This is a genomic window from Citrobacter sp. Cpo040, assembly GCF_030332915.1.
Taxonomy (GTDB): Bacteria; Pseudomonadota; Gammaproteobacteria; order Enterobacterales; family Enterobacteriaceae; genus Citrobacter; species Citrobacter portucalensis.
Genome location: NZ_JAOWGX010000034.1, coordinates 480115 through 503606, shown reverse-complemented (window position 1 = coordinate 503606; position 23492 = coordinate 480115). Strand labels below are relative to the sequence as shown.

The following is a 23492-nucleotide window of genomic DNA, read 5'->3' as shown; positions in this document are numbered from 1 at the left end:
TACTTATAAATGAAATCAGGACTGTTCCAGAGTAACGCCTGTATGGTTGTATGTTTTGATTTGCATTAAGCTTTTTTGGATTGGTATGACATCATGTAAAGCTGTGTAATAGCATGGGCAGCGTACGAGTACATCCGCCCATGCTACTGTCTGGTATCAGCTTGTCTGAGTCACCGAGCAACGAACCTTCGCGGCTTTATTCACCTCGGCAGCATCCTCAAGTACGCTCAGGTCGCGATCTTTCACTTCTGGCATCAGCAACGCGGAAATCAAACCAATCAGTGAGTAAGCGATGACCATCACCAGAATTGGCCACCAGGAATTAGTCATGTTGCAGAAAATACCCGCCAGAACCGGACCAAAACCAACAGCAACCAACCCGCCCGCTTCTTTTGAAATCGCCATTCGCGTAAACCGGTTACGCGCACCGAACATTTCCGCCATGGTAATATTTTCGAGAGCAAATAACCCCAATACAGCAAAATTATGAATAACAATCAGTGCCGTCATGATGACACCCGGGCTATACGTTTTATCCACTACAATTGACAGCATCGGGTAAGCCAAAATAATTGCCGAGATATTCAGGATAATATAAGGCAAACGACGACCAAACTTATCAGACAACCAGCCAAGCAACGGTATTGTAATAAAGCCCAACACCGAACTGATCATTAAGGCATCAGTGGGTATAGATTTATCAAATAACAGCGTCTGCACTAAATAACCGGCAAGGAAGGTTTGGATTAATCCTGAATTACCCGCCTGTCCAAAACGTAGGCCGGTTGCCAGCCAGAAAGATTTACTGGTAAACATCGCCCCCAGCGTATTTTCTGACGAATTATTTAATGCCGGAGCGTTTTCTTCATCATTCACTTTCTCAAATACCGGGCTTTCTTTGAGATTCATACGCAACCAGATGGCAAAAATCATCACCACGACACTCGCCAGGAACGGAATGCGCCAACCCCAGGCTAATAACTCCTCACGGTCGAGCGCAAAGAACATCACCGCCCAGATGGCCGTTGCGCTAAGGGTTCCACAGTTGGTCCCCATGGCAACAAGTGAGGAAATAATGCCACGTTTACCTTTTGGCGCGTACTCGGCAAGCATCGTGCCCGCACCCGAAATTTCAGCCCCCGCACCAAGCCCTTGCACGATACGCAGCGTCACCAGCAGCACAGGCGCAAAGATACCAATTTGTGCATATGTTGGCAGCACGCCAATTAAGGTCGTACAAATTCCCATCATCGTAATGGTAATAAACAGTACTTTTTTACGGCCGATGCTGTCTCCCATTTTGCCAAATATAAATGCCCCAACAATACGAGCAATATATCCTGCACCGTATGTACCCATCGCTAAAATAAGCGCCATGGCGGCTGACTGTTCCGGGAAAAATATTTCATGGAATACCAGTGCGGCACCCAAAGAATATAACTGAAAATCCATAAATTCGAGCGCAGTACCCAACCATCCGGATACGGCAGCTCTAACCAGATCTTTCGTGGATCTTTCGTGTTTTTCTTGATTCATATTGGCTATCTCTAAGAGGTAAGATGCGTACCACTTACTCGCAGTTATTTATATTATTCACTGAATGTAAGTAAGACTTTGCAGCAGTGCTGCTGATCTTTCTCAAACAATTCAATTGCGTCGGTAACGTGGTGATAGTCAAAAGTGTGAGTAATAAGTTGATTAGGATCGATAAGTCCGTTGACCAACCAATCAATCACAATCGGGAATTTGTTCGCATTTAATCTTGAGGAATAAATGGACAGTTCTTTCCCGGTAATGCCTTGTTGAATAATCTGACAAGGATCGCTGGAGAAGCCCATCAGAACAATTCGCGCGGCCGGCGATGCCAGCGTGATTGCCTCCTGTAAAATGGATGGATGGCAAGCTGCATCCACGATAATGGTCGGTTTTAGTCCGTTTTCCGCAAGGAACTCTTGCAACGAGTGCTGACTATTATTGATTGCCCAGTCTGCACCGCACTGCTTCGCCATGGCCAGGCGCTCATCGATTCTGTCAGCAATCACTACAGTTTTGACCTTATAGACACGCTTAAGCGCCTGTACAGTGGTCAATCCCATAGGCCCTGCGCCATAAATTAGCGCAATATCGTTTTCTGTTGGTTTAATTTGCCCGGTCACGTTTGCGGCGATAGTGAAAGGTTCCACCATAACGGCATGCTCATCAGGCACTGTATCGGGGATCGTCCAGGCATTTTTCGCTGGCACAACAGCGTACTCGCTGAAACCGCCATCGCGATGCACGCCCAGCACCACCAGCGATGTACAAACGTTAGGTTTACCAATTGAACAGGGATAACAATGTCCGCAGCTGATGACCGGATCAACGGACACCCGTTCACCTATTCTCGAATGGTCAACACCGTCACCTACCGCCTCGATCACGCCATAAAACTCATGGCCAATCACGCGCGGGTATTGTGCAAATGGATTATGACCGCGATAAATATGACTGTCGGAACCACAAATCCCCGCAAGTTTCACTTTTACCCTCACCTCACCTGCTAAGGGTTCTGGCACCGGTCGTTCGGCGATAACCAGCGTATTCGGTTTTTCAATCACGATACTTTTCATAGCAAATCACTCCTTACCAGTTCCACAGCGTGCCATCTTCCAGGCGAGCAACGGGCAGATATGCAGGGTCATACGGATATTTCGCCGCCAGTTTTTCGTCAAACTCGATCCCAAGACCAGGTTTGTCTCCTGGATGCATATAGCCGTTATCAAAGGTCCAGTTATGTGGGAACACTTCCAGCATTTGCTCGGAATAGCCCATATATTCCTGTACGCCGAAGTTCGGCACCCACAGATCAAAATGCAGCGCGGCGGCCATGCACACAGGCGACAGATCGGAAGGTCCATGTGAACCGGTACGAACCTGATACAGCGACGCGAAATCAGCAATCCGGCGCATACCGGTGATACCACCCGCATGGGTGATGGTGGTGCGGATATAGTCGATCAGTTGTTCTTCAATAAGCTGTTTACAGTCCCAGATGCTGTTGAACACTTCCCCTACCGCAATCGGCGTGACGGTATGCTGGCGGATCAGGCGGAAGCACTCCTGGTTTTCAGCTGGTGTTGGATCTTCCATCCAGAACAAACGGTACTGTTCAATGCTTTTGCCAAAACGGGCTGCTTCAATTGGCGTCAGACGGTGGTGCATATCGTGTAAAAGATGTTCGTTGAAACCAAACTTGTCACGCACGGCGGCAAACAGTTTTGGCGTGAAATCCAGGTATTTCTCCGTTGACCACAACTGTTCTTCCGGCCATTGCCCTTTGGTGGCGGGTTCATAGGCCAGTCCTTTGCCCTTAGACATACCGTAAGTGGTTTTCATACCCGGTACGCCGCACTGCACACGAATGGCTTTAAAGCCCATTTCTTTATGACGTGCATAATCTTCGATTACGTCATCAACGGTATGGCCTGTGGTGTGGCAGTAGACCATAACCCCTTCACGAGAAGCACCGCCGAGCAACTGGTACAACGGCATATTCGCCGCTTTCGCTTTGATATCCCAGAGAGCCATATCCACCGCAGAAATCGCCGACATGGTGACCGGACCACGACGCCAGTACGCACCTTTGTAGAAAAACTGCCAGATGTCCTCAATACGATGCGCATCGCGACCAATAAGCTGCGGACACACGTGATCTTTCAGATAGGACGCCACGGACAGCTCGCGTCCATTTAACGTGGCATCTCCCAGCCCGGTGATCCCATCTTCTGTCGTAATTTTCAACGTTACAAAATTACGCCCAGGACAGGTGACAAACACTTCAGCCCCAACAATCTTCATTTCTTATTCCCTACATCTGTTCTTGTGATGCAGGAAATTTACTCAACTGAGCTACTACCATACAAGTATAAAGATCAAAAAAACGCTGTTTGATCACAAAAAAGGCGCTATGCGCGCCCCCATCCAGCCACAATGATCAGCATGCCGCACAACGCCACCAGCGCGCCAGACCAGTCATATAAACTGAGTTTTACACCATCGACAATACGTAGCCATAGCAGCGCGGTCACCACGTAAACACCGCCATAGGCTGCGTATACACGCCCGCTGGCTGCCGGATGCAGTGTCAGCAACCAGACGAATAAAGTCAGTGACACCCCGGCGGGTATCAGCAACCAGGCTGTAACTCCTCGCTTAAGCCAAAGCCAGGGTAAAAAGCAGCCAATAATTTCGCATAACGCGGTGATGAAAAAAAGAAATGTGGTCTTAAGCATTGATGTTATTCAGTTACCTTCGGTTTAACCATGATACGACAGAATCTCGTTAGCGTATCCATATCCACCGGGTGGGTATGCCCGCAAACTGGAATAGTGTAGAATTTAACCCTGTTTTATCGTTTTTACCCTTTCCCATAAAAGGAATTCACCATGAAAATTACACTGACCAAACGCCTGTGCCTGACGGCTATGCTGACGCTGGCTGCGGCTGTGTACACCTCTTCCGCATTTGCTGAAACCAGTAAACTGGTCATTGAATCCGGAGATAGTGCGCAAAGTCGTCAACAAGCCGCAATGGAAAAGGAACAATGGAACGATACGCGTCAGCTTCGCCAGAAAGTCAATAAACGTGCAGAGAAAGAGTGGGACAAAGCCGATACGGCCTTTGATAGCCGTGATAAGTGCGAGCAGAGCGCTAATATTAATGCGTACTGGGAACCTAACACCCTGCGCTGCCTCGACCGCCGTACTGGCCGCACCGTTGCCCCATAATCATTGCACTTTGAAGGATATTGAAAGGATACGATATGACTAGCGCCCTCAGTGTTAAGTTGCGCCCGCTGGAGCGTGAAGATTTACGATTCGTCCATCAGCTTGATAATAATGCCAGCGTAATGCGCTACTGGTTCGAAGAGCCTTACGAAGCGTTTGTTGAGCTGTCAGACCTGTATGACAAACACATCCACGACCAAAGCGAACGCCGCTTCGTGGTGGAGTGCGACGGTGAAAAAGCCGGGCTGGTGGAATTGGTTGAAATTAACCATGTACACCGCCGGGCCGAATTCCAGATTATTATTTCGCCGGAATATCAGGGGAAGGGTCTGGCCTCACGGGCAGCAAAGCTGGCAATGGACTATGGCTTTACCGTGCTCAACCTCTATAAGCTGTATCTGATCGTCGATAAAGAGAACGAAAAGGCTATCCACATCTACCGTAAACTCGGTTTTATGGTGGAAGGCGAGCTGATCCATGAGTTCTTTATCAACGGCCAATACCGCAACACGATTCGTATGTGTATCTTCCAGCAGCAGTATCTGGCAGAGCACAAAACGGCAGGCCCTAATCTGCTGCCGCCTACCGCTCAGTAAACACGACTAGTAGTAGTCGATCGTGTTTTCAATCGAGTAATGATGTTCAACTGCCGGCTTCACGCTCTCATCAACGATAACAAGCTGGCAGTTGATCGGATTTGCGTATTCATCGTATTTGCACGTTTGTTTGACATTGCCTAACGGATGATTGTTGAGCATGCTCACCGCGGTGTAATCTAACTTCTTCAATGGGTCAACCGACGGTTTAGCATCAACCTGCAAAGTGCTGTCCTTACTGACGGTTGTTTTGCCCAGCGGGTAGCCTTCGGCATCATATCGATACTGCACCTTCATCTCTTTCCCCGTGGCGGAAACGACAAAGCCGTTATCGTCGGTATCCCACACCACACCGGCAGCAGGCAGTTCCGCTAGCTGGCATTTACCTTGTAAGCGGATCTTTTTTTCCAGCGTTTCGGCATCCCGATAGTAGTTAGCATCCAGGACCAGCGCCATACCGGTATTGTTTTCGATATCGTGCAGTTCAAGTGTATCGAAACACCCTTCCTGTGACAGGGTACCAGCAACGCGCTTAGTGACCTCACCTTTGTCGTTGAGCAGCGTCTGACTGAAATCTTTCACCGGCCCGCGCAGCGGATCGAAATCAAATTCATTGGAAAAACTGGCCATTTCCGGCGTAAAGGAAACCAGCCCTTTGGCGTTATCACACCCAACCAGCACGACACACAGGAAACCTAACAGGGTCTGTTTCTTCACATTTTTCACCGGGATAAGAAGATAATTCTCAATCATATTAGCAAATACAGTTATTTACACCAGAAATGCTAATCTTAGTCTATGTCGATCATAAAGGAGCTGATGATGAAATACGTAACAGGAATTGCCGCGATCTTACTGGCAGTTGCATCCCCACAGGTTCTGGCGGCACCTGCGTCATGTGAACGCGTGAAAAGCGATATCGAGCAGCGCATCATCAATAATGGCGTCGCAGAGTCCAGCTTTACGCTGAACATTGTCCCCAACGATCAGGCCGATCAACCTGATTCACTGGTGGTAGGACATTGTGCAAACGATACGCACAAAATTCTCTACACCCGGACTAACAGTGGAAACGCCCCTGCCAACAGCTCGCCTGCACAGGACGGGCACGTCGCCGAACCGCAATAAATCATACCCTCCGTACGCGGAGGGTTACTCCAGTTTGATATGCATTAAGATGCCATACTCATAAATGGGTAAACTCACTCTATTATTAGCATGCTATTAATTTCGCTGTAGAGATTAATATATAGCGATAACTATAATGGAGTGAGTTATGTCTGATACTGAGCAATATGGAGGCATTAGCCGCAGGATGTTAGTGAAATCCTCGGCTATAGGTTCGTTGGCGCTTGCCGCTGGCGGGTTATCGTTACCTTTTGGGATGCGCACCGCAGCTGCTGCGGTACAACAGGCAATGCAACCGGCTGAAGAGAAAGTGGTTTGGGGCGCTTGTTCCGTGAACTGCGGCAGTCGTTGTGCCCTGCAACTCCACGTCAAAGATGACGAGGTCGTATGGGTGGAGTCTGATACGACCGGAGACGATATTTATGGTCAGCACCAGGTGCGGGCCTGTTTGCGTGGACGCTCAATCCGTCGACGGATCAATCATCCGGACCGCCTCAATTATCCTATGAAGCGCGTGGGCAAACGCGGTGAGGGCAAATTCGAACGCATAACCTGGCAGGAAGCGCTGGATACCATCAGCACCAGTTTAAAAAATACCGTACAGAAATACGGTAATGAGGCCGTGTATATCAACTACACCTCTGGCATTGTCGGCGGCAATATTACTCGCTCCTCCCCTTATGCCTCGCTGGTCGCTCGATTGATGAACTGCTATGGCGGATTCCTGAGCCATTACGGCACATACAGTACCGCACAAATCGCGGCGGCAATGCCTTACACCTACGGCTCAAATGACGGCAACAGTACCTCCGACATTGAAAACACGAAGCTGGTGGTGATGTTCGGCAATAACCCTGCCGAAACGCGCATGAGCGGCGGTGGCATAACATACTTCCTTGAGCAGGCCCGGGAGCGTTCTAACGCCCGCATGATCGTCATCGACCCGCGTTATACCGATACAGCTGCGGGTCGTGAAGATGAGTGGATCCCTATTCGTCCGGGAACCGATGCCGCACTGGTGGCGGGAATCACCTGGGTCCTGATTAACGAAGATCTGGTCGATCAGGCGTTCCTCGACACATATTGCGTCGGTTATGACGAGAAAACCCTACCCGCTGACGCCCCCGCTAACGGACATTACAAGGCCTATATACTTGGCAATGGCGATGACGGTGTCGCTAAAACGCCCCAATGGGCCTCGCATGTCACAGGGATCCCGGCCGAGCGCATCGTTAAACTGGCACGGGAAATCGGTAGTACAAAACCGGCGTATATTTGTCAGGGTTGGGGTCCACAACGTCAGGCTAACGGCGAACTGACTTCGCGCGCGATCGCGATGCTGCCAATCCTGACCGGCAACGTTGGCATCAACGGCGGCAATAGCGGTGCACGAGAATCAACCTACACCATCACGATTGAACGCATGCCGCTGCCGGATAATCCCATCAAGACCCAGATATCCTGCTTTAGCTGGACCGACGCCATCGCCCGGGGTCCGGAAATGACCGCAACCCGCGATGGCGTGCGCGGTAAAGATAAGCTCGATGTACCGATTAAATTTATCTGGAACTACGCGGGCAACACCATTACTAATCAGCACTCAGATATCAATAAAACGCATGAGATCCTTCAGGATGATACGAAATGCGAAATGATAGTGGTCATCGAAAACTTCATGACCTCCTCAGCGAAATATGCCGATATCCTGCTGCCGGACCTAATGACCGTCGAACAGGAAGACATCATTCCTAACGACTATGCGGGCAACATGGGATACCTCATTTTTATTCAACCCGCGACGTCACCGAAGTTCGAACGCAAACCGATCTACTGGATAATGAGCGAAGTCGCCAAACGCCTTGGCAATGATATCTATCAACGGTTTACGGAAGGCCGTACTCAGGAACAGTGGCTCCAGTATCTGTATGCAAAAATGCTGGCCAAGGACCCCGCGCTCCCTTCTTATGACGAGCTGAAAAAAATGGGGATCTATAAACGCAAAGATCCTAACGGGCATTTTGTCGCTTATAAAAAATTCCGCGACGATCCGCAGGCCAATCCACTCAAAACACCGTCTGGAAAGATTGAAATTTACTCCAGCCGGCTGGCGAAAATTGCCAACACCTGGGAGTTGCAGAAGGATGAAGTAATTAGTCCACTTCCCGTCTACGCCTCCACGTTTGAAGGGTGGGACGATCCTAAACGCAGCGCATTTCCGCTGCAGTTGTTTGGCTTTCATTACAAATCCCGTACGCACTCCAGCTACGGCAATATCGATGTTCTGCAGGCGTCCTGTCGTCAGGAAGTGTGGATCAACCCCGTCGATGCCCAAAAGCGTGGTATTGCAAATGGCGATATGGTGCGGGTCTTTAACGACCGCGGGGAAGTTCGTATTCCGGCCAAAGTGACGCCACGGATCCTGCCTGGCGTCAGCGCAATGGGCCAGGGTGCATGGCACGATGCCGATATGGCCGGCGACAAAATTGACCATGGCGCCTGCGTCAATACGCTGACAACACAGCGCCCTTCACCGCTGGCAAAAGGCAACCCACAGCACACTAATCTGGTCGAGATCGAGAAGGTTTAAGGACTAACCCATGACAACTCAGTATGGATTTTTTATTGATTCCAGTCGTTGCACCGGGTGCAAAACCTGCGAACTGGCCTGCAAAGACTACAAAGACCTCACTCCTGACGTCAGTTTCCGGCGGATTTACGAATATGCAGGTGGTGACTGGCAGGAAGACAACGGCGTCTGGCACCAGAACGTTTTTGCCTACTATCTCTCCATCTCCTGTAACCACTGCGAGGATCCGGCCTGCACCAAGGTTTGTCCAAGTGGTGCGATGCATAAGCGTGAGGATGGTTTTGTGGTGGTCGATGAAGACGTATGCATTGGCTGTCGCTACTGTCATATGGCCTGCCCGTACGGTGCGCCACAGTACAATGCTGCGAAAGGACATATGACCAAGTGTGATGGCTGCCATGATCGCGTGGCAGACGGCAAAAAGCCCATCTGCGTCGAGTCCTGTCCGCTGCGTGCGCTGGATTTTGGCCCCATCGACGAACTGCGCAAAAAACATGGTGAACTGGCTGCCGTCGCCCCGCTGCCGGGTGCGCACTTCACCAAACCAAATATTGTGATCAAACCAAACGCCAATTGCCGCCCGACCGGGGATACCACGGGTTTTCTGGCTAATCCAAAGGAGGTGTAATATGGGAAATGGATGGCATGAATGGCCGCTGGTACTGTTTACGGTGCTGGGCCAGTGCGTAGCCGGGGCGCTGATCGTCAGTGGTTGCGGCTGGCTGACAGCTAAAGACGAGCTGGCAAAACAACGTATCGTTCGCAGTATGTTTTTTCTCTGGCTGGTAATGGGCATCGCCTTTCTCGCCTCGGTTATGCATTTAGGTTCGCCGCTGCGCGCGTTTAACTCGCTGAACAGAATTGGCGCATCGGCGCTAAGTAACGAAATCGCCAGCGGTTCGCTGTTTTTCGCCGTCGGTGGCCTGTGGTGGCTGATGGCGTTTCTCGGTAAAATGCCCGCAGCGGTAGGTAAAACCTGGATGCTATTGAGCATGTTGCTGGGCCTGGTATTTGTCTTTGCGATGACCAACGTCTACCAGATAGACACCGTCCCAACCTGGTATAACGGCTATACTACACTGGCGTTTTTCATGACGATGCTGCTCAGTGGACCGCTATTTGCCGCTCTGCTGCTGCGTGCTGCAGGTGTTTCTTTTAACGTCGTCAGATTCGCCGGTATCAGCGTATTGGCTCTGCTGGTTACGGTGGCCGTTATTGTGCTGCAGGGACTGTCACTCGGCGAGATCCACAGTTCGGTACAATCCGCCAGCGCGCTGGTTCCCGACTACGGCAGTTTACAGGTCTGGCGTGTGCTGCTGTTGGCTGCGGGTCTGGGTTGCTGGATATGTCCGTTGATCCGTCGCAAACGACCGTCCGTTGGCGGGTTGGCGCTCGGGTTAATTCTGGTGCTTGTCGGTGAAATCATTGGCCGCGGATTGTTTTACGGTTTACATATGACAGTCGGAATGGCTGTTGCAGGTTAACTTTCGGGTGCGGGGCAACCCGCACTGTTCAGGATTGTTTGCATGACCCATTTTTCACAACGAGACAACTTTTCTACCGCAGCGCGTGTGCTCGGCGCGCTGTTTTATTATGCCCCAGACAGTGCGGAAGCTTCGGCACTGGTCAGTGCATTAAGAACCGAAGGCTGGCAGTCGCAGTGGCCGCTTGAAAAGACAACGCTTTCGCCGTTAGTCGATCAGTTTCAGGCTGATGCCGATGAGTCTCTCCCGCAGGCCTGGCAACGTCTGTTTGTTGGGCCTTATGCGCTCCCTTCTCCGCCATGGGGATCCGTCTGGCTGGATCGTGAAAACGTGTTGTTTGGCGACTCCACGCTGGCATTACGCCAGTGGATGCGGGACAACGGCATCCAGTTTGCCATGCAGCAAAATGAGCCAGAAGATCACTTTGGTTCGCTGCTGTTGCTGACGGCCTGGCTTGCCGAGAACGAACGCCACACCGAGTGCGAGCAACTGCTGGCCTGGCATCTGTTCCCATGGTCATCGCGCTTCCTTAATGTGTTTATCGAAAAAGCCGACCATCCGTTCTACCAGGCGCTGGGTGAGCTGGCGCGTCTGACGCTGGCACAGTGGCAATCACAGTTACTGATCCCGGTAGCCGATAAGCCTTTGTTCCGTTAGTTTCGTCACAGGTAGGATGCGTCCTGCCTGTGGTGCATCCTGTTGCGCACGCTGAGCTTTTGCTTCTGTTACCTAATAGCCGCAAAATAGAGCGTCTGAATTTTCCAGTCTGGCCACTCATGCATCATTTACATGCTTACCCTGACCTGCGTGCCATGTTCCGCCGCCTGCTGATCGCCGCGTTGATTGGCGTCCTTGCTGCGCTGGCCGTCGCAGGATTTCGTCATGCCATGCTACTTCTCGAATGGTTGTTTCTGAGCAACAACACAGGGAGTCTGGTCAACGCAGCGACAAACCTTTCGCCCTTAAGGCGTATGCTGACACCTGCACTCGGCGGTCTGGCGGCTGGATTACTACTGTGGGGCTGGCAAAAATTTAACCGTTTACGTCCGCAGGCTCCCACTGATTATATGGAAGCCCTGCAAACCGACGGACAATTTGACGTCAGTGCAAGCCTGGTGAAATCGCTGGCATCGTTACTGGTCGTTGCCAGCGGGAGCGCCATCGGACGTGAAGGTGCCATGATTTTACTGGCGGCCCTGGCAGCCTCCTGCTTTGCTCAACGCTTTACCCCGCGTACAGAATGGAAGTTATGGATTGCCTGCGGCGCCGCTGCAGGTATGGCTGGAGCCTATCATGCCCCGCTGGCGGGCAGTTTATTTATTGCCGAAGTATTGTTTGGCACACTGATCCTCGCCTCACTGGGGCCGGTAGTGGTGTCCGCCGTAGTCGCATTACTCACCACCAATCTGCTTAGCGGCAGCAATGCGCTGCTGTATACCGTGCACCTGTCGCGGGAATTACATGCTCTGGAATACGTTATGATTGTCAGCACCGGTCTGGCTGCTGGCATCTGCGGACCGCTCTTCATGTGGTTGATGACCGCCAGCCATAATGTATTTTTGCGCTTAAAACTCTCGCCACCGTGGCAACTGGCGCTTGGCGGGTTGATCGTTGGCCTGCTTTCATTGCTCACGCCTACGGTCTGGGGTAATGGCTACAGCGTGGTGCAGTCATATTTACTTTCACCACCGCTGCTGGCCGTGGTTGGCGGGATTTTTATCTGCAAATTACTGGCGGTGCTTGCCAGCAGTGGATCCGGTGCTCCGGGTGGCGTGTTTACGCCAACGCTGTTTGTCGGCTTGTCGGTGGGCATGTTGCTGGGTCAGGTATGGGGATTATGGCTTCCGGGCTCGGATGAAATTGCCATTTTGCTGGGATTAACGGGGATGGCCACGCTGCTGGCGGCTACCACGCATGCACCAATAATGTCGACGTTGATGGTTTGTGAAATGACCGGGGAGTATCGCCTGCTCCCCGGATTACTGATCGCCTGTGTCCTGGCATCGGTACTGTCGCGTACGTTACGCCACGACTCTATCTACCGACAGCACGCTGCCGAGCATTGAAAGGCGGATGTACTGCGACAACTCACGCTGCTCTGCACGAGGCAGATAAGGCAGTTCACCGATCAGCGGTGCAGGTAATTTTTTACCCAGCACATCAATGATTTCCGCATAATGCGCCAGCCCAGGGTTAATGCGATTCGCAACCCAGCCAATCAACGGCAGTCCGTCGCTGGCTATCGCCTGCGCGGTGAGGATCGCATGATTAATACAGCCTTCCTGGATACCCACTACCATCAGCACCGGCAGTTGTTCCTGCACCACCCACTCCGATAACGGACGCAGATCGTTCATCAAGCTCCGCCAGCCTCCGGTGCCTTCCACGACAACGTGATCGACTTTTTCGCTGAGGCTTGCGAGACCGTTGGATAACAGGGTGTAATTGACCGGACCACTATGCGCCACGCTACTTTCATCTTCGCTCAACGCAATTGGGTTAATCGCCTCATAAGGCAGCTCGATAGATGACACACTTTGCAGTACCAGTGCATCTTTGTTGCGCAGACCTTCGGGCGTCTCTTTGCTGCCTTTGGCTACAGGTTTGTAACCCGCAACGCTTTTACCCCCTGACGCTAACGCTTGTAGTAATGCGCGGGAAACCACGGTCTTCCCAACAGAAGTGTCTGTACCTGTAATAAAGAAACGCTTCAGCATCACTAACTCCACCGTTATGCTTTGAAAATATAAGTCAGGAAAATAAAACAGTGGAGAAAGTCTAAGGTATGACGACCAGGATCAGCTTGAGATAGCGCAATTTTTCGTACAACAGTTAAAAAATGTTAACCCTGTAATAGACGAATCAACAAAGAACCGTTATACATCGCGTCCTTCACGAGCGCCGCCCCCGCCATCGTCCCCTGATTGGTAAACTGGGTGCTTTCAACGACTATATGCTGACTGTAAGCCGGAAGCGCCTGCTGACGAATGCTGTCCGCAATGGTAGGGAACAAGATATCTGCCGCTTTGCTGAGCGGAGAGCCAATCAATATCTTTTGCGGGTTGAACAAATTCACCATGATGGCAAGAATTCGACCGACGTGGGTCCCAACGCCGCTAATGATATCTTTCGCCAATAAATCACCCTGCATGGCCGCCAGACACAGCGCGTCTACCGTTAATGGTTGTCCGTGTAGAGAAGAACTCATTGACTGCTTCAGGCGCACCTGCGCCAGTTCGAGCACGCTGTCGACGCTGGCGATCGTTTCCAGACAACCATGGTTGCCGCAATAGCAGCGTTTACCGTAGGGATCGACCTGCGTATGGCCAATCTCCACCAGGCTACTGCTGCCTGCATGCAGTAAATGACCGTCAGTGATCACCCCGGCACCCACGTTATGATCAATCACCACCTGAATGACGTCGCGCGCGCCGCGCGATGCGCCAAAAAGCGCCTCGGCCATCGTCCAGGCGCTGATATCGTGCTGAATATACACCGGCACGCCGGTATGGTTCTCAAGCGCTTCGCCCAACGGCATCTCTTTGACATCTTCGTAAAATGGCATGCGATGAACGATACCGTTTTCAGTATCAATAATACCGGGTAAAGTGATGGCGATGGAGGTTAAGCGCTCCAGCTTTTGCTGGTGGCGGATGAAAAACTGATCGACCTGGGTTATCACGCGATCCAGCAACGGTATTTCGCTGACCAGCGCCATTTCAAGACAATCTTCAACCACCAGCTTGCTGCTCAGATCGCGTAGCGCCAGAAAAATCTCGCCACGACTGATACGAATGGATAAGTAGTGCCAGGCTTCCGTTTCGACAACCAGCCCAACGGCTGGACGTCCACGGCTACCCGCTTCCTTGATTTCCAGCTCTTGCACCAGATGCGCTTCGAGCATTTCGCGGACAATTTTGGTAATGCTGGCAGGCGCCAATTGTGCCAGGCGAGAGAGATCAATACGCGATACCGGACCCAGCTGATCAATCAGGCGATAAACCGCGCCCGCATTGGTCTGCTTAATTTGATCGATATGCCCAGGCTGACTATCAGCAACCACCACTTACTCCCTTTATTTTCGCGCTCCGAAATAATCTGCGGGCTATGGTGAAGCACTTCAATGGCTCCCGTCAACTTTTTACTTAGCCTTGTGATTTACTGCACATTTTCACCCATTTTTAAACTAAATTAATCGCCTGAACGGCCGCCAGCAGCTGCTCACGAAAGCGTTGTGCGGCGTGACTTTGCTCATGATGCTTTGGCCACACTAACCACATTTCCGAGACAGCATCTTCTTCCGCTATCGGGATCCAACACATTTCATACAGCTGCACCCGTTTAAAAGAAGCAGGAAGTATAGAAACCCCTAATCCTGCGGCTACCAGCCCGATGATAGTCATCGCCTCGCCAACCTCCTGCGCAATCGTCGGCTTCAGTCCATAGCGACGCATCAGGCCAAGAATATCGTCATACAACCCTGTCCCTACATGGGGGTCAAAAAAGACAAATGGCTCATTCGCCAGCTCAGCCAACGTGACCACGGGTTTTTGCGCCAACGGATGCGCACGTGGGATCATCGCCATCAGTGGTTCATGCAGAATGATTTCACGCTCCAGCGTTTCCGGAAGCTGCGTATTGCGCAGAAGTCCCAAATCCAGCGTACCTTCATTAAGCGGGGCAATTTGCTCACGTGTGTTCATTTCGCGGGTTTGCATATGCACTGCAGGGTAGCTTTGGCGAAACAGAGATAGCGTATCTGAAACCGCTTTGATAAACGGCGCGGACGACGTAAAGCCGATACGCAATTCCCCTGCTTCTCCCAAATGCAAACGCTCTGCCCTGGCGGCGGCTTCATTAACCAGCCCTAAGATCTGCCGACTGTCCGCCAGAAACTGCTTTCCGGCAGAGGTCAGTGCCACGCTACGGTTAGTTCGGGCAAGTAACCGGGCGCCAACCTGCTGTTCAAGGATCTGGATCTGCTGACTTAGCGGCGGTTGCGAAATGTTTAACCGCGCCGCCGCCCGACCAAAATGCAACTCTTCGGCAACGGCCACAAAGTAACGTAAATGACGCAGTTCGATATTCATATTTTTAAAATATTATTTGAGATTATTAATATATTAGACAGAATATTGTGATTTTCATACTCTTAAGGCTGGTCCTGTAGACGTAATTGAATGAGCAAGGATTTCAAGTGAGCCGTACAACAACTGTCGATACCGCGCCAACAAGCGATGTTGATGAACAGATAGTTACCCCGCCGGATGGATTTATCAAACGCGGAACATCCCCATTTATGCGCGTCACGCTGGCGCTGTTTTCCGCCGGACTGGCGACTTTTGCCCTCCTCTATTGCGTACAACCCATACTACCAGTGCTCTCGCACGAGTTTGGGGTCTCTCCCGCTAGCAGCAGTATCTCGCTTTCCATCTCGACGGCGATGCTGGCGATAGGGTTACTGTTTACCGGCCCACTTTCAGATGCTATTGGCCGCAAGCCGGTGATGGTTACCGCGCTGCTGCTCGCCTCTTGTTGTACGCTGCTTTCAACGATGATGACCAGCTGGCACGGTATTTTAATCATGCGTGCTCTGATAGGACTTTCACTGAGCGGCGTCGCGGCGGTAGGGATGACCTATCTGAGTGAAGAAATTCATCCCAGTTTCGTCGCCTTCTCAATGGGCTTGTATATCAGCGGTAACTCGATTGGCGGTATGAGTGGTCGCTTGATCAGCGGTGTGTTTACCGACTTTTTTAACTGGCGTATCGCGCTGGCGGCGATCGGCTGTTTTGCCCTTGCCTCTGCACTGATGTTCTGGAAAATCTTACCGGAATCCCGTCATTTCAGACCTACGTCGCTGCGCCCGAAAACGTTGTTTATCAACTTCCGCTTGCACTGGCGCGACAAAGGTTTGCCGCTGCTGTTTGCGGAAGGTTTTTTACTGATGGGATCGTTTGTCACGCTGTTTAATTACATCGGCTACCGCCTGATGCTCTCCCCGTGGGAGCTCAGCCAGGCGGTTGTAGGTTTGTTATCTGTGGCGTATCTGACCGGGACCTGGAGTTCGCCAAAGGCGGGTTCTATGACCACTCGTTATGGCCGTGGCCCGGTAATGCTCTTTTCAACAGGCGTGATGTTGGTTGGACTTTTGATGACTCTGTTCACATCGCTATGGCTGATCTTCGCCGGGATGCTGCTCTTTTCAGCCGGGTTCTTTGCCGCGCACTCCGTAGCAAGCAGTTGGATTGGACCACGAGCAAAACGCGCTAAAGGCCAGGCTTCTTCCCTGTATCTGTTCAGCTATTATCTGGGATCCAGTATTGCCGGTACGCTGGGCGGTGTGTTCTGGCACAGCTATGGCTGGAACGGCGTGGGCGGATTTATCGCCCTGATGCTGGTGCTGGCGTTGCTGGTCGGTGCGCGTTTGCACCATCGTCTGCACGTATAATCCGCGATGCCCGGGTTCCGGGCATCACCTTCATCACCCTGGCTGTAACGTCTGAGCCGCCATCTGCAGAGCAACAACTGTCCCGTTCATCACTATATGCAGCAAAATTGGCATCAACAGACCATTGCTTTTCAGTCTGGCCAGGATCAACACCTGCGACACAAGAAACAACATCAGCAACGTGCGTAGATCCACATACTGCGTATGCATGATGGCAAAAATGACCGATACCACCACTGACGACAGCCAGGTTTTATTATTGAACCAGTACTGGAACGCGTTGAATAAACAGCCTCTGAAAACAATTTCTTCATAAACTGGCGCGATAAATATCAGGGTCAACGTAGATAACCACAACGCATAACTACTTAAGGATATTTGGCTGGTCACCCACGCTTCGGTTTGTCTGAGACCCAAAATCAATGGCAGGATAAGCTGAATAAACAGCAGCCCCGCGAACAAAATGGCAAACCACCTGGCGTTGAAAATGCCTTTGCCCAGTCCCTCTCTTTTTCTAAAGAAGAAATAATACAGCGGAACCAGCACAATAAATTCCAGCGCAAACAGCAGCGGAAAAAGTAACCCTTTGGCAAGCAGGTCCTGACTCGCGGGGAAAAACAACGGGGTAAACGTGAGGCCAAACATCAGTAAAAACATTGAAAAGCAGCCAGCAACTGCTTTAGTCCTGGCGATATACAGGTTGTCGGCATCCTGTGACATACGATCTCCTTGCGCTCATCGAAGATAAGTTGATGAATTACCTATGCATGATAAAAATTCTCATTATCACTGACAACCTACCAACTTTTACGCAATGCCCATGAGTACAATACCAAAACCCTCTTTACTCCGGAACTTCACCGTCAACTACTCAGAGGAGAATCCGCCAGCGGCAACGAGAAACGGAAGCAGGCCCCTGCCGTTGAGCTAACCAGATGTATATCTCCTCCATGCAGTTCGAGCATTCTACGCACGATCAGTAAGCCCAGGCCGCCGCGCTCGGCCCGCTGCTCACGGGGAATTAACGCGGTCGGGCGCTGAAACAATACTTCTCGCACAGCTTCTTCTACCCCTGGCCCGCTGTCCTGCACTTCGGCTAACAAACGGTCTTCATCACGCCAGACTTTTAGCCGCACTTCGCCTCCGTCAGGCGTATGACGGATAGCGTTATCCAGCAAATTCGTCACGACTCTTTCTATCATCGATAAATCGGCATTCACCAGCGGTAACGGCCCCGTTACGTCAAGGTGCAACTGCAAATGACGCGTGGCAACAGGGAGATCAAATTTCTGTGCCACGTCCTGGATCAATTCACCAATAGCAAAACGTTCACGCTGCGGTTTTATACCGCCATGCTCCAGCCTTGCCAGCTCAAACAGCTGTTGTGACAGATGGCGAACTTTATGCCCCTGGCGCAGCGCGATGCTAAGATAATGCCGGTTTTCCTCAGGCGTCATCGTATCGGCTTTCAGCGACAGCATTTCCAGATACCCCAACAGCGAAGTCAACGGCGTGCGTAAATCGTGCGAAATATTGGCAATAAACTCTCTGCGCTGACGATCGCTGTCTGCTAATAAATCCCACTGCCGGGCAATTTTCTGCGCTAACTCGATAAACGCATTGTTCAGCAGCGCTATTTCATTCTCCGGTACCGGTTCGGGATTTTTTTGTGCCAATTGTTTGATGACGGCAATGCTGTCCTTCTCCAGTTTTACCACCTGTCCGGTTAGCCTTTTTACTGGATTAGTCACCCATCGCCACACCAGAAAACCTGCAATTCCACCGGCTAATAAAACCAGTATTAACGTCCAGGCAACGGTATTCCAGAGCGTTTTTTGCCAGGCGGTATTCGCCAGCATATTCAGATCTTCACCCTGCAGAATAATGTACAAATAGCCATGTAGCTCACCGTTATATAAAACTGGCGCGGCGCTGAATACCTTTTGCTGGCTGCTACGCGGATCGTTGCCATAGACGGGCAACGCATCTGAGTTAAGGAAATCCTGTATCGGCTGTACGCTAATTTTCTGCCGCTGGATATGCCCCGGCGGTGCGGCATCAGCAAGTATGTCACCTGACGGTGAAATCAGATACAGCTCCACGCTGGGGTTGAGCGTCATCAGGTGATTAAACAATCCTTTTAAGGTCTGGCGATTAATCTGCCCGCTGGTATCAATAAGCGACTCACTTTTGACAATCTTGCTCGCCAGCTCCAGCGAGAGCCTTTGCACCATGGCGTCGCCATACTGTTTACTGCTGCGGATCTGGACAACACTGACGGTAACCGCACAAATCAGCATAATGGCGGTAAAGACGAGGGTCAGACGCTGGCTCAGCGACAGGCGATAAATCATGGCTGATGCTCCGCGTTAACCGCAGCAAGCTTATAGCCTCGTCCCCAAACCGTGAGAATAATTTCCGGCTCCGCAGCATCCTTTTCAATTTTGGTCCGCAGGCGATTAATATGACTGTTCACCGTATGCTCATACCCTTCATGCTGGTAGCCCCACACCTGATCTAACAGCGCCTGACGCGAAAAGACCTCGCCTGGATGACGGGCGAAAAAATAGAGCAGATCGAATTCGCGCGGCGTTAAATCGAGGGATTTACCATGCAGCCGGACTTCCCGAGCTAATGGGTCAATCTCTACGCCATGAACGGTGATAATCCCCGCCTCCATACGTAGGTTCTGACTCATCGCTTCCTGACGACGAAACAATGCCTTTACCCGGGCCATCAACTCCAGCACCGAGAAAGGTTTGGCCAGATAATCATCGGCACCCATTTCCAGCCCCAATACACGGTGCGTTTCGCTGGTGCGGGCGCTGATGATAATGACGGGCAAATAAAAACTCATTTGGCGAATGCGACGACAAATCTCCAGCCCGTCGACACCCGGCAGCATCAGATCGAGGATAACGGCATCCCAAACGTGTTTCTCCAGTTGTTCAAGCGCACGAGATCCGTCTGCCTCATGAACAATCTCGTAACCCTCATCCTTTAGGCTAAGCTGCAAAAGTGAGGCAATATCGCTGTCATCTTCAACCAAAAATATCTTTTTCGCGCCTGCCATCAGTGTCATCCCCCTCTCGTCGTGCTGAAAGCTTACCTCAGGCAAGGGGCGGAAGTTATCACAAAATTTTTAACTTTTCGTGAGGATCCAGGGATACGCATGCGAGCAGTATGTCGTTACAGACACGTCAGACATCAACAGGGAAACGTCGCTTTGTTTTCCTTAACATGAAAATAAGAAGGAAAAGTCATGCTAAAAAAACGTCCACTTCGGGAAGCAGATGTTACAGCCGAGTCAGTATTTTTTATGCAACGACGACAGATCCTCAAAGCTCTAGGGATAGGTGCGGCTGCGGCCACGCTGTCCACCCCTACACAGGCTAATTTGCTGGATTGGTTTAAAGGCAACGATCGTCCACCCGCACCCGCAGGCAAAGCGCTTGAGTTCACAAAGCCCGAACGCTGGCAAAACAGCCTGTCACTGACGCCAGAAGACAAGGTGACGGGCTACAACAATTTCTACGAATTTGGTCTGGATAAAGCCGATCCTGCCGCCAATGCCGGTAGCCTGAAAACCGATCCCTGGACGTTAACCATCAGCGGTGAGGTCAACAAACCTTTAACCTTGGATCATGATGCGCTGACCACACGCTTTCCATTAGAAGAGCGTATTTATCGGATGCGTTGCGTTGAGGCCTGGTCGATGGTTGTGCCGTGGGTGGGTTTTCCGTTGCATAAATTACTGGCGCTGGTTGAGCCAACTAGTCACGCCAGATACGTCGCTTTTGAAACACGCTACGCCCCTGATGAAATGCCGGGTCAGAAAGACCGCTTTATTGGCGGTGGGTTGAAATATCCCTATGTCGAAGGTCTTCGTTTGGATGAGGCTATGCACCCGCTCACACTTCTCACCGTAGGCGTATATGGCAAAGCATTGCCGCCGCAAAACGGGGCGCCGATACGCCTGACCGTGCCCTGGAAATACGGCTTCAAGGGCATTAAATCGATAGTCAGTATCAAGCTGACGCGCGAGCAGCCGCCGACGACCTGGAATATGTCAGCACCGAATGAATACGGATTTTACGCCAACGTAAATCCGCAGGTTGATCACCCTCGCTGGTCTCAGGCTACTGAGCGTTTTATCGGTTCGGGTGGCATTCTCGATGTACAGCGACAGCCCACGTTACCTTTTAATGGTTATGCCGATGAGGTGGCATCGTTATATCAGGGCATGGATCTTCGGGAGTATTTTTAAGTGAGGTTGACTGCAAAACAGATAACCGGCCTGAAAGTGCTGCTGCATCTCGCCGGTTTTTTACCCCTGCTATGGCTCTTCTGGGCCGCGCAGCATGGCGGGTTGGGTGCCGACCCGGGAAAAGATATCCAGCACTTTACGGGCATTACCGCGCTGAAGTTTTTGCTGGCTACCCTGCTGGTATCGCCGCTTGCGCGCTATGCAAAGCAGCCTTTGTTGTTTCGTACCCGGCGGTTGTTAGGTTTATGGTGCTTTGCATGGGCCACACTGCATATAACCAGCTATGCTCTGCTGGAACTGGGTATACAAAACCTGGGATTGTTGGGTCGTGAACTGGTTTCACGCCCATGGCTAATGCTGGGTATGGCCGGTTGGATTATCTTATTCCTGTTGACGTTGACCTCGACACAAGCCGCTCAGCGTAAAATGGGCAAACGCTGGCAAACATTGCACAACTACGTCTACCTGGCCGCCATTTTGCTACCGCTGCATTATCTGTGGTCGGTAAAAGTGTTATCACCGCTCCCTATTATCTACGCCATCAGTTTTGTGGTTCTGCTGGCTTTTCGCTATAAAAAACTGTTACGGAAAACCGGGTACAAAGGTGTGTTTATGAAAAGTGAGTGAATCACGGTAAACTTCTTAACCACACCTAAACAGAACGAGAACAAAAAATGAGTAACAATGATAATTACCATCAGCTCACCCGCACGTTCCAGCGGCTCTCTCGCTTCTCCCACCTCTCGGCAATCGCCAGTTGGGACATGTTTACCATGATAAGATTTGCAAGCAAATCAGGGAGATAGTGCATAAGGGAGATAGAATAATACCAGGAAGTGTATAGATATCAATGAGGAATTAGTGCTGTCAGAATCCAAAAATGGTTTCTGAGGTGATAGTATTTCCCTTCGGTTCACTGACCGCGCCTAGTACTCCTAACTGGAGAGCGCCTGATGCAGAATTTAGGGAATCCCTAGAGACATAAGACACAGGTAGTGCCTAACTGGAAGAACGGTAGAACAGGCGTAGAGCAGCAAGGCTACTTTACGGGGTCACGAGTCACTAATGACCATAAAAACTTCCCTGCTTAGAGATGGTGGGAGACTCAATGCATCCAAGCGGTTTACATTCCCCGTGTCCAGCCTGTCTAAATGGATAAAATGCCCTCTCATTAGGAATGATTCCCATTTCCAATAGTATTTAACTAATGTCAACGATGAACATTGACTGCCGGACATAGGAATGAAAGCACGTAGTGGTGCTCCTCTATCACTCCCAAGGCCAGACAAAGACTGGGTAATCAAATGTGAGGTGTTCTACAAATCTCAACTGTATGGGGGACAGGGGGTTTGGAGTGGCATAAACATTTGGAGTGGTTAATCAGTAAGAGTTATAAGTAATCAGTAGTTCCTATTCTCCCTTCACTAACGTTCAGGAACAGGTCAAAAGACCACTGGTAAGGTCAAGAGATGATATGGCCTTATAAGAGATATACTTATACAGTGAATATTCTCTTCTCAGAGTAATCAATCAATTTAGCTACCTACGGGTGGCTTTTTCTGTATACAAAGAAAGGAAGCACAATTGCCTCCTCTCATTTGCTTCTTATTTATCTGAAAGACGATTATTCACCACAGAACCTGTAGCAGTAGCAACCTTCCTAGCCTTGGTAAAGGCTTTATCAACCTTCTCTTGCTCTTCTGAAAGCATCTCTTTTGCATACTGAGAGAATGTAGTGCTTTTAAGTTTCTCAATCTCATCATCAAGGGTATGTAGTAGCCATTACATTATTCTCAATAGCTTCATCCTGTCCTGCTTGCCAATCACTACCCATTCCATAGATGTCTCCAGCCATTCCTGTCATAGCATCCATATATTGTTCAGGTGTGTAACCAGCCATAGTAGAAAGAATATCCATACCCTGACCAGCAATACCCTTCCCTTTATTCACAATTGCTTGAGCTTGCTGATATCGAGCAGGGTCAGTCCAGAAATTCTCCAAGCTAGTCATAACTGAATTAGGACCAACTAAAGAATGACCTTGATAATAAATATCGGGGTCATAGCTATTCATAAACTGCTCAATCATGGAGCTGTTCCAAGTATAACTATGGTTTGTGCTATCACTGGTAGAACTACTTGATGAACTACCACCACCTCCACTAATTCCAGCTGACATGTTAGTCATTCCCATTTTAAACCTCCTTGTTGCT

At 50.6% G+C, this 23492-nt stretch carries 23 protein-coding genes; 11 read left to right on the top strand and 12 right to left on the bottom strand.

Features of this window, described 5'->3' with window-relative positions; all coding sequences use genetic code 11:
- Positions 1–156: 156 nt before the first annotated feature.
- From OGX86_RS07235 to OGX86_RS07220, 4 genes are all read right to left on the bottom strand, one after another.
- Positions 157–1536, bottom strand: coding sequence for an MFS transporter (locus OGX86_RS07235; RefSeq protein ID WP_111465661.1), 1380 nt, complete (start codon positions 1534–1536; stop codon positions 157–159).
- A 53-nt stretch (positions 1537–1589) separates the two neighbouring features.
- Positions 1590–2609 (bottom strand): Zn-dependent oxidoreductase, encoded by a 1020-nt coding sequence (locus OGX86_RS07230; protein WP_048214216.1) that lies wholly within the window; start codon positions 2607–2609, stop codon positions 1590–1592.
- A 13-nt stretch (positions 2610–2622) separates the two neighbouring features.
- Positions 2623–3837, bottom strand: coding sequence for a starvation-sensing protein RspA (gene rspA, locus OGX86_RS07225; RefSeq protein WP_286639681.1), 1215 nt, complete (start codon positions 3835–3837; stop codon positions 2623–2625).
- A gap of 107 nt (positions 3838–3944) precedes the next feature.
- On the bottom strand, positions 3945–4271 hold the full coding sequence (locus tag OGX86_RS07220) for a YnfA family protein (protein WP_286639679.1): 327 nt from the start codon (positions 4269–4271) through the stop codon (positions 3945–3947).
- Between the two features lie 153 nt (positions 4272–4424).
- Here OGX86_RS07220 and OGX86_RS07215 point away from each other — a divergent pair, with 153 nt between their 5' ends.
- Together OGX86_RS07215 and speG are read left to right on the top strand one after the other, a co-directional pair.
- The gene (locus OGX86_RS07215) at positions 4425–4766 is read left to right on the top strand and encodes a DUF1283 family protein (RefSeq protein WP_003032382.1); all 342 of its coding nucleotides are present in this window, start codon (positions 4425–4427) and stop codon (positions 4764–4766) included.
- 35 nt (positions 4767–4801) lie between these two features.
- Positions 4802–5362 carry a spermidine N1-acetyltransferase gene (speG, locus tag OGX86_RS07210; RefSeq protein ID WP_008784731.1) on the top strand — a complete coding sequence of 187 codons (561 nt, stop codon included), beginning with the start codon at positions 4802–4804 and terminating at the stop codon, positions 5360–5362.
- Between the two features lie 6 nt (positions 5363–5368).
- On the opposite strand, the gene OGX86_RS07205 is transcribed toward speG, so the two are convergent.
- Positions 5369–6079, bottom strand: coding sequence for a YnfC family lipoprotein (locus OGX86_RS07205; protein WP_081365290.1), 711 nt, complete (start codon positions 6077–6079; stop codon positions 5369–5371).
- A gap of 102 nt (positions 6080–6181) precedes the next feature.
- Here OGX86_RS07205 and OGX86_RS07200 point away from each other — a divergent pair, with 102 nt between their 5' ends.
- From OGX86_RS07200 to clcB, 6 genes are all read left to right on the top strand, one after another.
- Entirely contained in the window at positions 6182–6490 is a 309-nt protein-coding gene (locus OGX86_RS07200) for a DUF1161 domain-containing protein (protein ID WP_008784729.1), read from the top strand.
- 148 nt (positions 6491–6638) lie between these two features.
- Complete coding sequence (gene ynfE, locus OGX86_RS07195; protein WP_286639677.1) at positions 6639–9077, top strand: selenate/tellurate reductase subunit YnfE; 2439 nt, start codon at positions 6639–6641, stop codon at positions 9075–9077.
- A 10-nt stretch (positions 9078–9087) separates the two neighbouring features.
- On the top strand, positions 9088–9705 hold the full coding sequence (dmsB, locus tag OGX86_RS07190) for a dimethylsulfoxide reductase iron-sulfur subunit DmsB (protein ID WP_008784727.1): 618 nt from the start codon (positions 9088–9090) through the stop codon (positions 9703–9705).
- Position 9706: 1 nt separating this feature from the next.
- Positions 9707–10561 (top strand): dimethyl sulfoxide reductase anchor subunit family protein, encoded by an 855-nt coding sequence (locus tag OGX86_RS07185; RefSeq protein ID WP_286639675.1) that lies wholly within the window; start codon positions 9707–9709, stop codon positions 10559–10561.
- Positions 10562–10603: 42 nt separating this feature from the next.
- Positions 10604–11218, top strand: coding sequence for a Tat proofreading chaperone DmsD (gene dmsD, locus OGX86_RS07180; RefSeq protein ID WP_048214221.1), 615 nt, complete (start codon positions 10604–10606; stop codon positions 11216–11218).
- 119 nt (positions 11219–11337) lie between these two features.
- Entirely contained in the window at positions 11338–12627 is a 1290-nt protein-coding gene (gene clcB / locus OGX86_RS07175) for a voltage-gated ClC-type chloride channel ClcB (RefSeq protein ID WP_048216317.1), read from the top strand.
- Here clcB and bioD read toward each other — a convergent pair.
- From bioD to ynfL, 3 genes are all read right to left on the bottom strand, one after another.
- Complete coding sequence (gene bioD, locus OGX86_RS07170) at positions 12583–13278, bottom strand: dethiobiotin synthase (protein ID WP_020996409.1); 696 nt, start codon at positions 13276–13278, stop codon at positions 12583–12585. The genes clcB and bioD overlap by 45 nt on opposite strands.
- 125 nt (positions 13279–13403) lie before the next feature.
- Complete coding sequence (gene mlc, locus OGX86_RS07165; RefSeq protein ID WP_048226542.1) at positions 13404–14624, bottom strand: sugar metabolism global transcriptional regulator Mlc; 1221 nt, start codon at positions 14622–14624, stop codon at positions 13404–13406.
- Between the two features lie 118 nt (positions 14625–14742).
- A complete protein-coding gene (gene ynfL / locus OGX86_RS07160) occupies positions 14743–15651 on the bottom strand; it encodes a multidrug efflux transcriptional activator YnfL/SxtR(Kp) (protein ID WP_003836337.1) in 909 nt (302 codons plus the stop codon).
- A gap of 107 nt (positions 15652–15758) precedes the next feature.
- Here ynfL and ynfM point away from each other — a divergent pair, with 107 nt between their 5' ends.
- Entirely contained in the window at positions 15759–17012 is a 1254-nt protein-coding gene (gene ynfM / locus OGX86_RS07155; RefSeq protein ID WP_003832886.1) for a multidrug efflux MFS transporter YnfM/SxtP(Kp), read from the top strand.
- Positions 17013–17045: 33 nt separating this feature from the next.
- Here ynfM and OGX86_RS07150 read toward each other — a convergent pair whose 3' ends face one another.
- From OGX86_RS07150 to OGX86_RS07140, 3 genes are all read right to left on the bottom strand, one after another.
- Complete coding sequence (locus OGX86_RS07150) at positions 17046–17732, bottom strand: CPBP family intramembrane glutamic endopeptidase (RefSeq protein ID WP_136391856.1); 687 nt, start codon at positions 17730–17732, stop codon at positions 17046–17048.
- 143 nt (positions 17733–17875) lie between these two features.
- Complete coding sequence (locus OGX86_RS07145; RefSeq protein ID WP_286639669.1) at positions 17876–19366, bottom strand: sensor histidine kinase; 1491 nt, start codon at positions 19364–19366, stop codon at positions 17876–17878.
- Positions 19363–20085 carry a winged helix-turn-helix domain-containing protein gene (locus OGX86_RS07140; protein WP_136392510.1) on the bottom strand — a complete coding sequence of 241 codons (723 nt, stop codon included), beginning with the start codon at positions 20083–20085 and terminating at the stop codon, positions 19363–19365. Before OGX86_RS07140 ends, OGX86_RS07145 begins: the two co-directional genes overlap by 4 nt.
- A gap of 189 nt (positions 20086–20274) precedes the next feature.
- On the opposite strand from OGX86_RS07140, the gene msrP reads away from it, so the two are divergent.
- Both msrP and msrQ read left to right on the top strand, forming a co-directional pair.
- Positions 20275–21279, top strand: coding sequence for a protein-methionine-sulfoxide reductase catalytic subunit MsrP (gene msrP / locus OGX86_RS07135; RefSeq protein WP_286639667.1), 1005 nt, complete (start codon positions 20275–20277; stop codon positions 21277–21279).
- Complete coding sequence (gene msrQ / locus OGX86_RS07130) at positions 21280–21906, top strand: protein-methionine-sulfoxide reductase heme-binding subunit MsrQ (protein WP_286639665.1); 627 nt, start codon at positions 21280–21282, stop codon at positions 21904–21906.
- Between the two features lie 1135 nt (positions 21907–23041).
- Here msrQ and OGX86_RS07125 read toward each other — a convergent pair.
- The gene (locus OGX86_RS07125) at positions 23042–23473 is read right to left on the bottom strand and encodes a hypothetical protein (protein ID WP_286639663.1); all 432 of its coding nucleotides are present in this window, start codon (positions 23471–23473) and stop codon (positions 23042–23044) included.
- Between the last annotated feature and the right edge of the window lie 19 nt (positions 23474–23492).

What these genes read in the sequence shown, in the direction of transcription:
- OGX86_RS07235 (WP_111465661.1), bottom strand. Translation starts at nt 1,536, where the DNA reads ATGAATCAAGAAAAACACGAAAGATCCACGAAAGATCTGGTTAGAGCT.
- OGX86_RS07230 (WP_048214216.1), bottom strand. Translation starts at nt 2,609, where the DNA reads ATGAAAAGTATCGTGATTGAAAAACCGAATACGCTGGTTATCGCCGAA.
- rspA (WP_286639681.1), bottom strand. Translation starts at nt 3,837, where the DNA reads ATGAAGATTGTTGGGGCTGAAGTGTTTGTCACCTGTCCTGGGCGTAAT.
- OGX86_RS07220 (WP_286639679.1), bottom strand. Translation starts at nt 4,271, where the DNA reads ATGCTTAAGACCACATTTCTTTTTTTCATCACCGCGTTATGCGAAATT.
- OGX86_RS07215 (WP_003032382.1), top strand. Translation starts at nt 4,425, where the DNA reads ATGAAAATTACACTGACCAAACGCCTGTGCCTGACGGCTATGCTGACG.
- speG (WP_008784731.1), top strand. Translation starts at nt 4,802, where the DNA reads ATGACTAGCGCCCTCAGTGTTAAGTTGCGCCCGCTGGAGCGTGAAGAT.
- OGX86_RS07200 (WP_008784729.1), top strand. Translation starts at nt 6,182, where the DNA reads ATGATGAAATACGTAACAGGAATTGCCGCGATCTTACTGGCAGTTGCA.
- ynfE (WP_286639677.1), top strand. Translation starts at nt 6,639, where the DNA reads ATGTCTGATACTGAGCAATATGGAGGCATTAGCCGCAGGATGTTAGTG.
- dmsB (WP_008784727.1), top strand. Translation starts at nt 9,088, where the DNA reads ATGACAACTCAGTATGGATTTTTTATTGATTCCAGTCGTTGCACCGGG.
- OGX86_RS07185 (WP_286639675.1), top strand. Translation starts at nt 9,707, where the DNA reads ATGGGAAATGGATGGCATGAATGGCCGCTGGTACTGTTTACGGTGCTG.
- dmsD (WP_048214221.1), top strand. Translation starts at nt 10,604, where the DNA reads ATGACCCATTTTTCACAACGAGACAACTTTTCTACCGCAGCGCGTGTG.
- clcB (WP_048216317.1), top strand. Translation starts at nt 11,338, where the DNA reads ATGCATCATTTACATGCTTACCCTGACCTGCGTGCCATGTTCCGCCGC.
- bioD (WP_020996409.1), bottom strand. Translation starts at nt 13,278, where the DNA reads ATGCTGAAGCGTTTCTTTATTACAGGTACAGACACTTCTGTTGGGAAG.
- ynfL (WP_003836337.1), bottom strand. Translation starts at nt 15,651, where the DNA reads ATGAATATCGAACTGCGTCATTTACGTTACTTTGTGGCCGTTGCCGAA.
- OGX86_RS07150 (WP_136391856.1), bottom strand. Translation starts at nt 17,732, where the DNA reads ATGTCACAGGATGCCGACAACCTGTATATCGCCAGGACTAAAGCAGTT.
- OGX86_RS07145 (WP_286639669.1), bottom strand. Translation starts at nt 19,366, where the DNA reads ATGATTTATCGCCTGTCGCTGAGCCAGCGTCTGACCCTCGTCTTTACC.
- OGX86_RS07140 (WP_136392510.1), bottom strand. Translation starts at nt 20,085, where the DNA reads ATGGCAGGCGCGAAAAAGATATTTTTGGTTGAAGATGACAGCGATATT.
- msrP (WP_286639667.1), top strand. Translation starts at nt 20,275, where the DNA reads ATGCTAAAAAAACGTCCACTTCGGGAAGCAGATGTTACAGCCGAGTCA.
- OGX86_RS07125 (WP_286639663.1), bottom strand. Translation starts at nt 23,473, where the DNA reads ATGGGAATGACTAACATGTCAGCTGGAATTAGTGGAGGTGGTGGTAGT.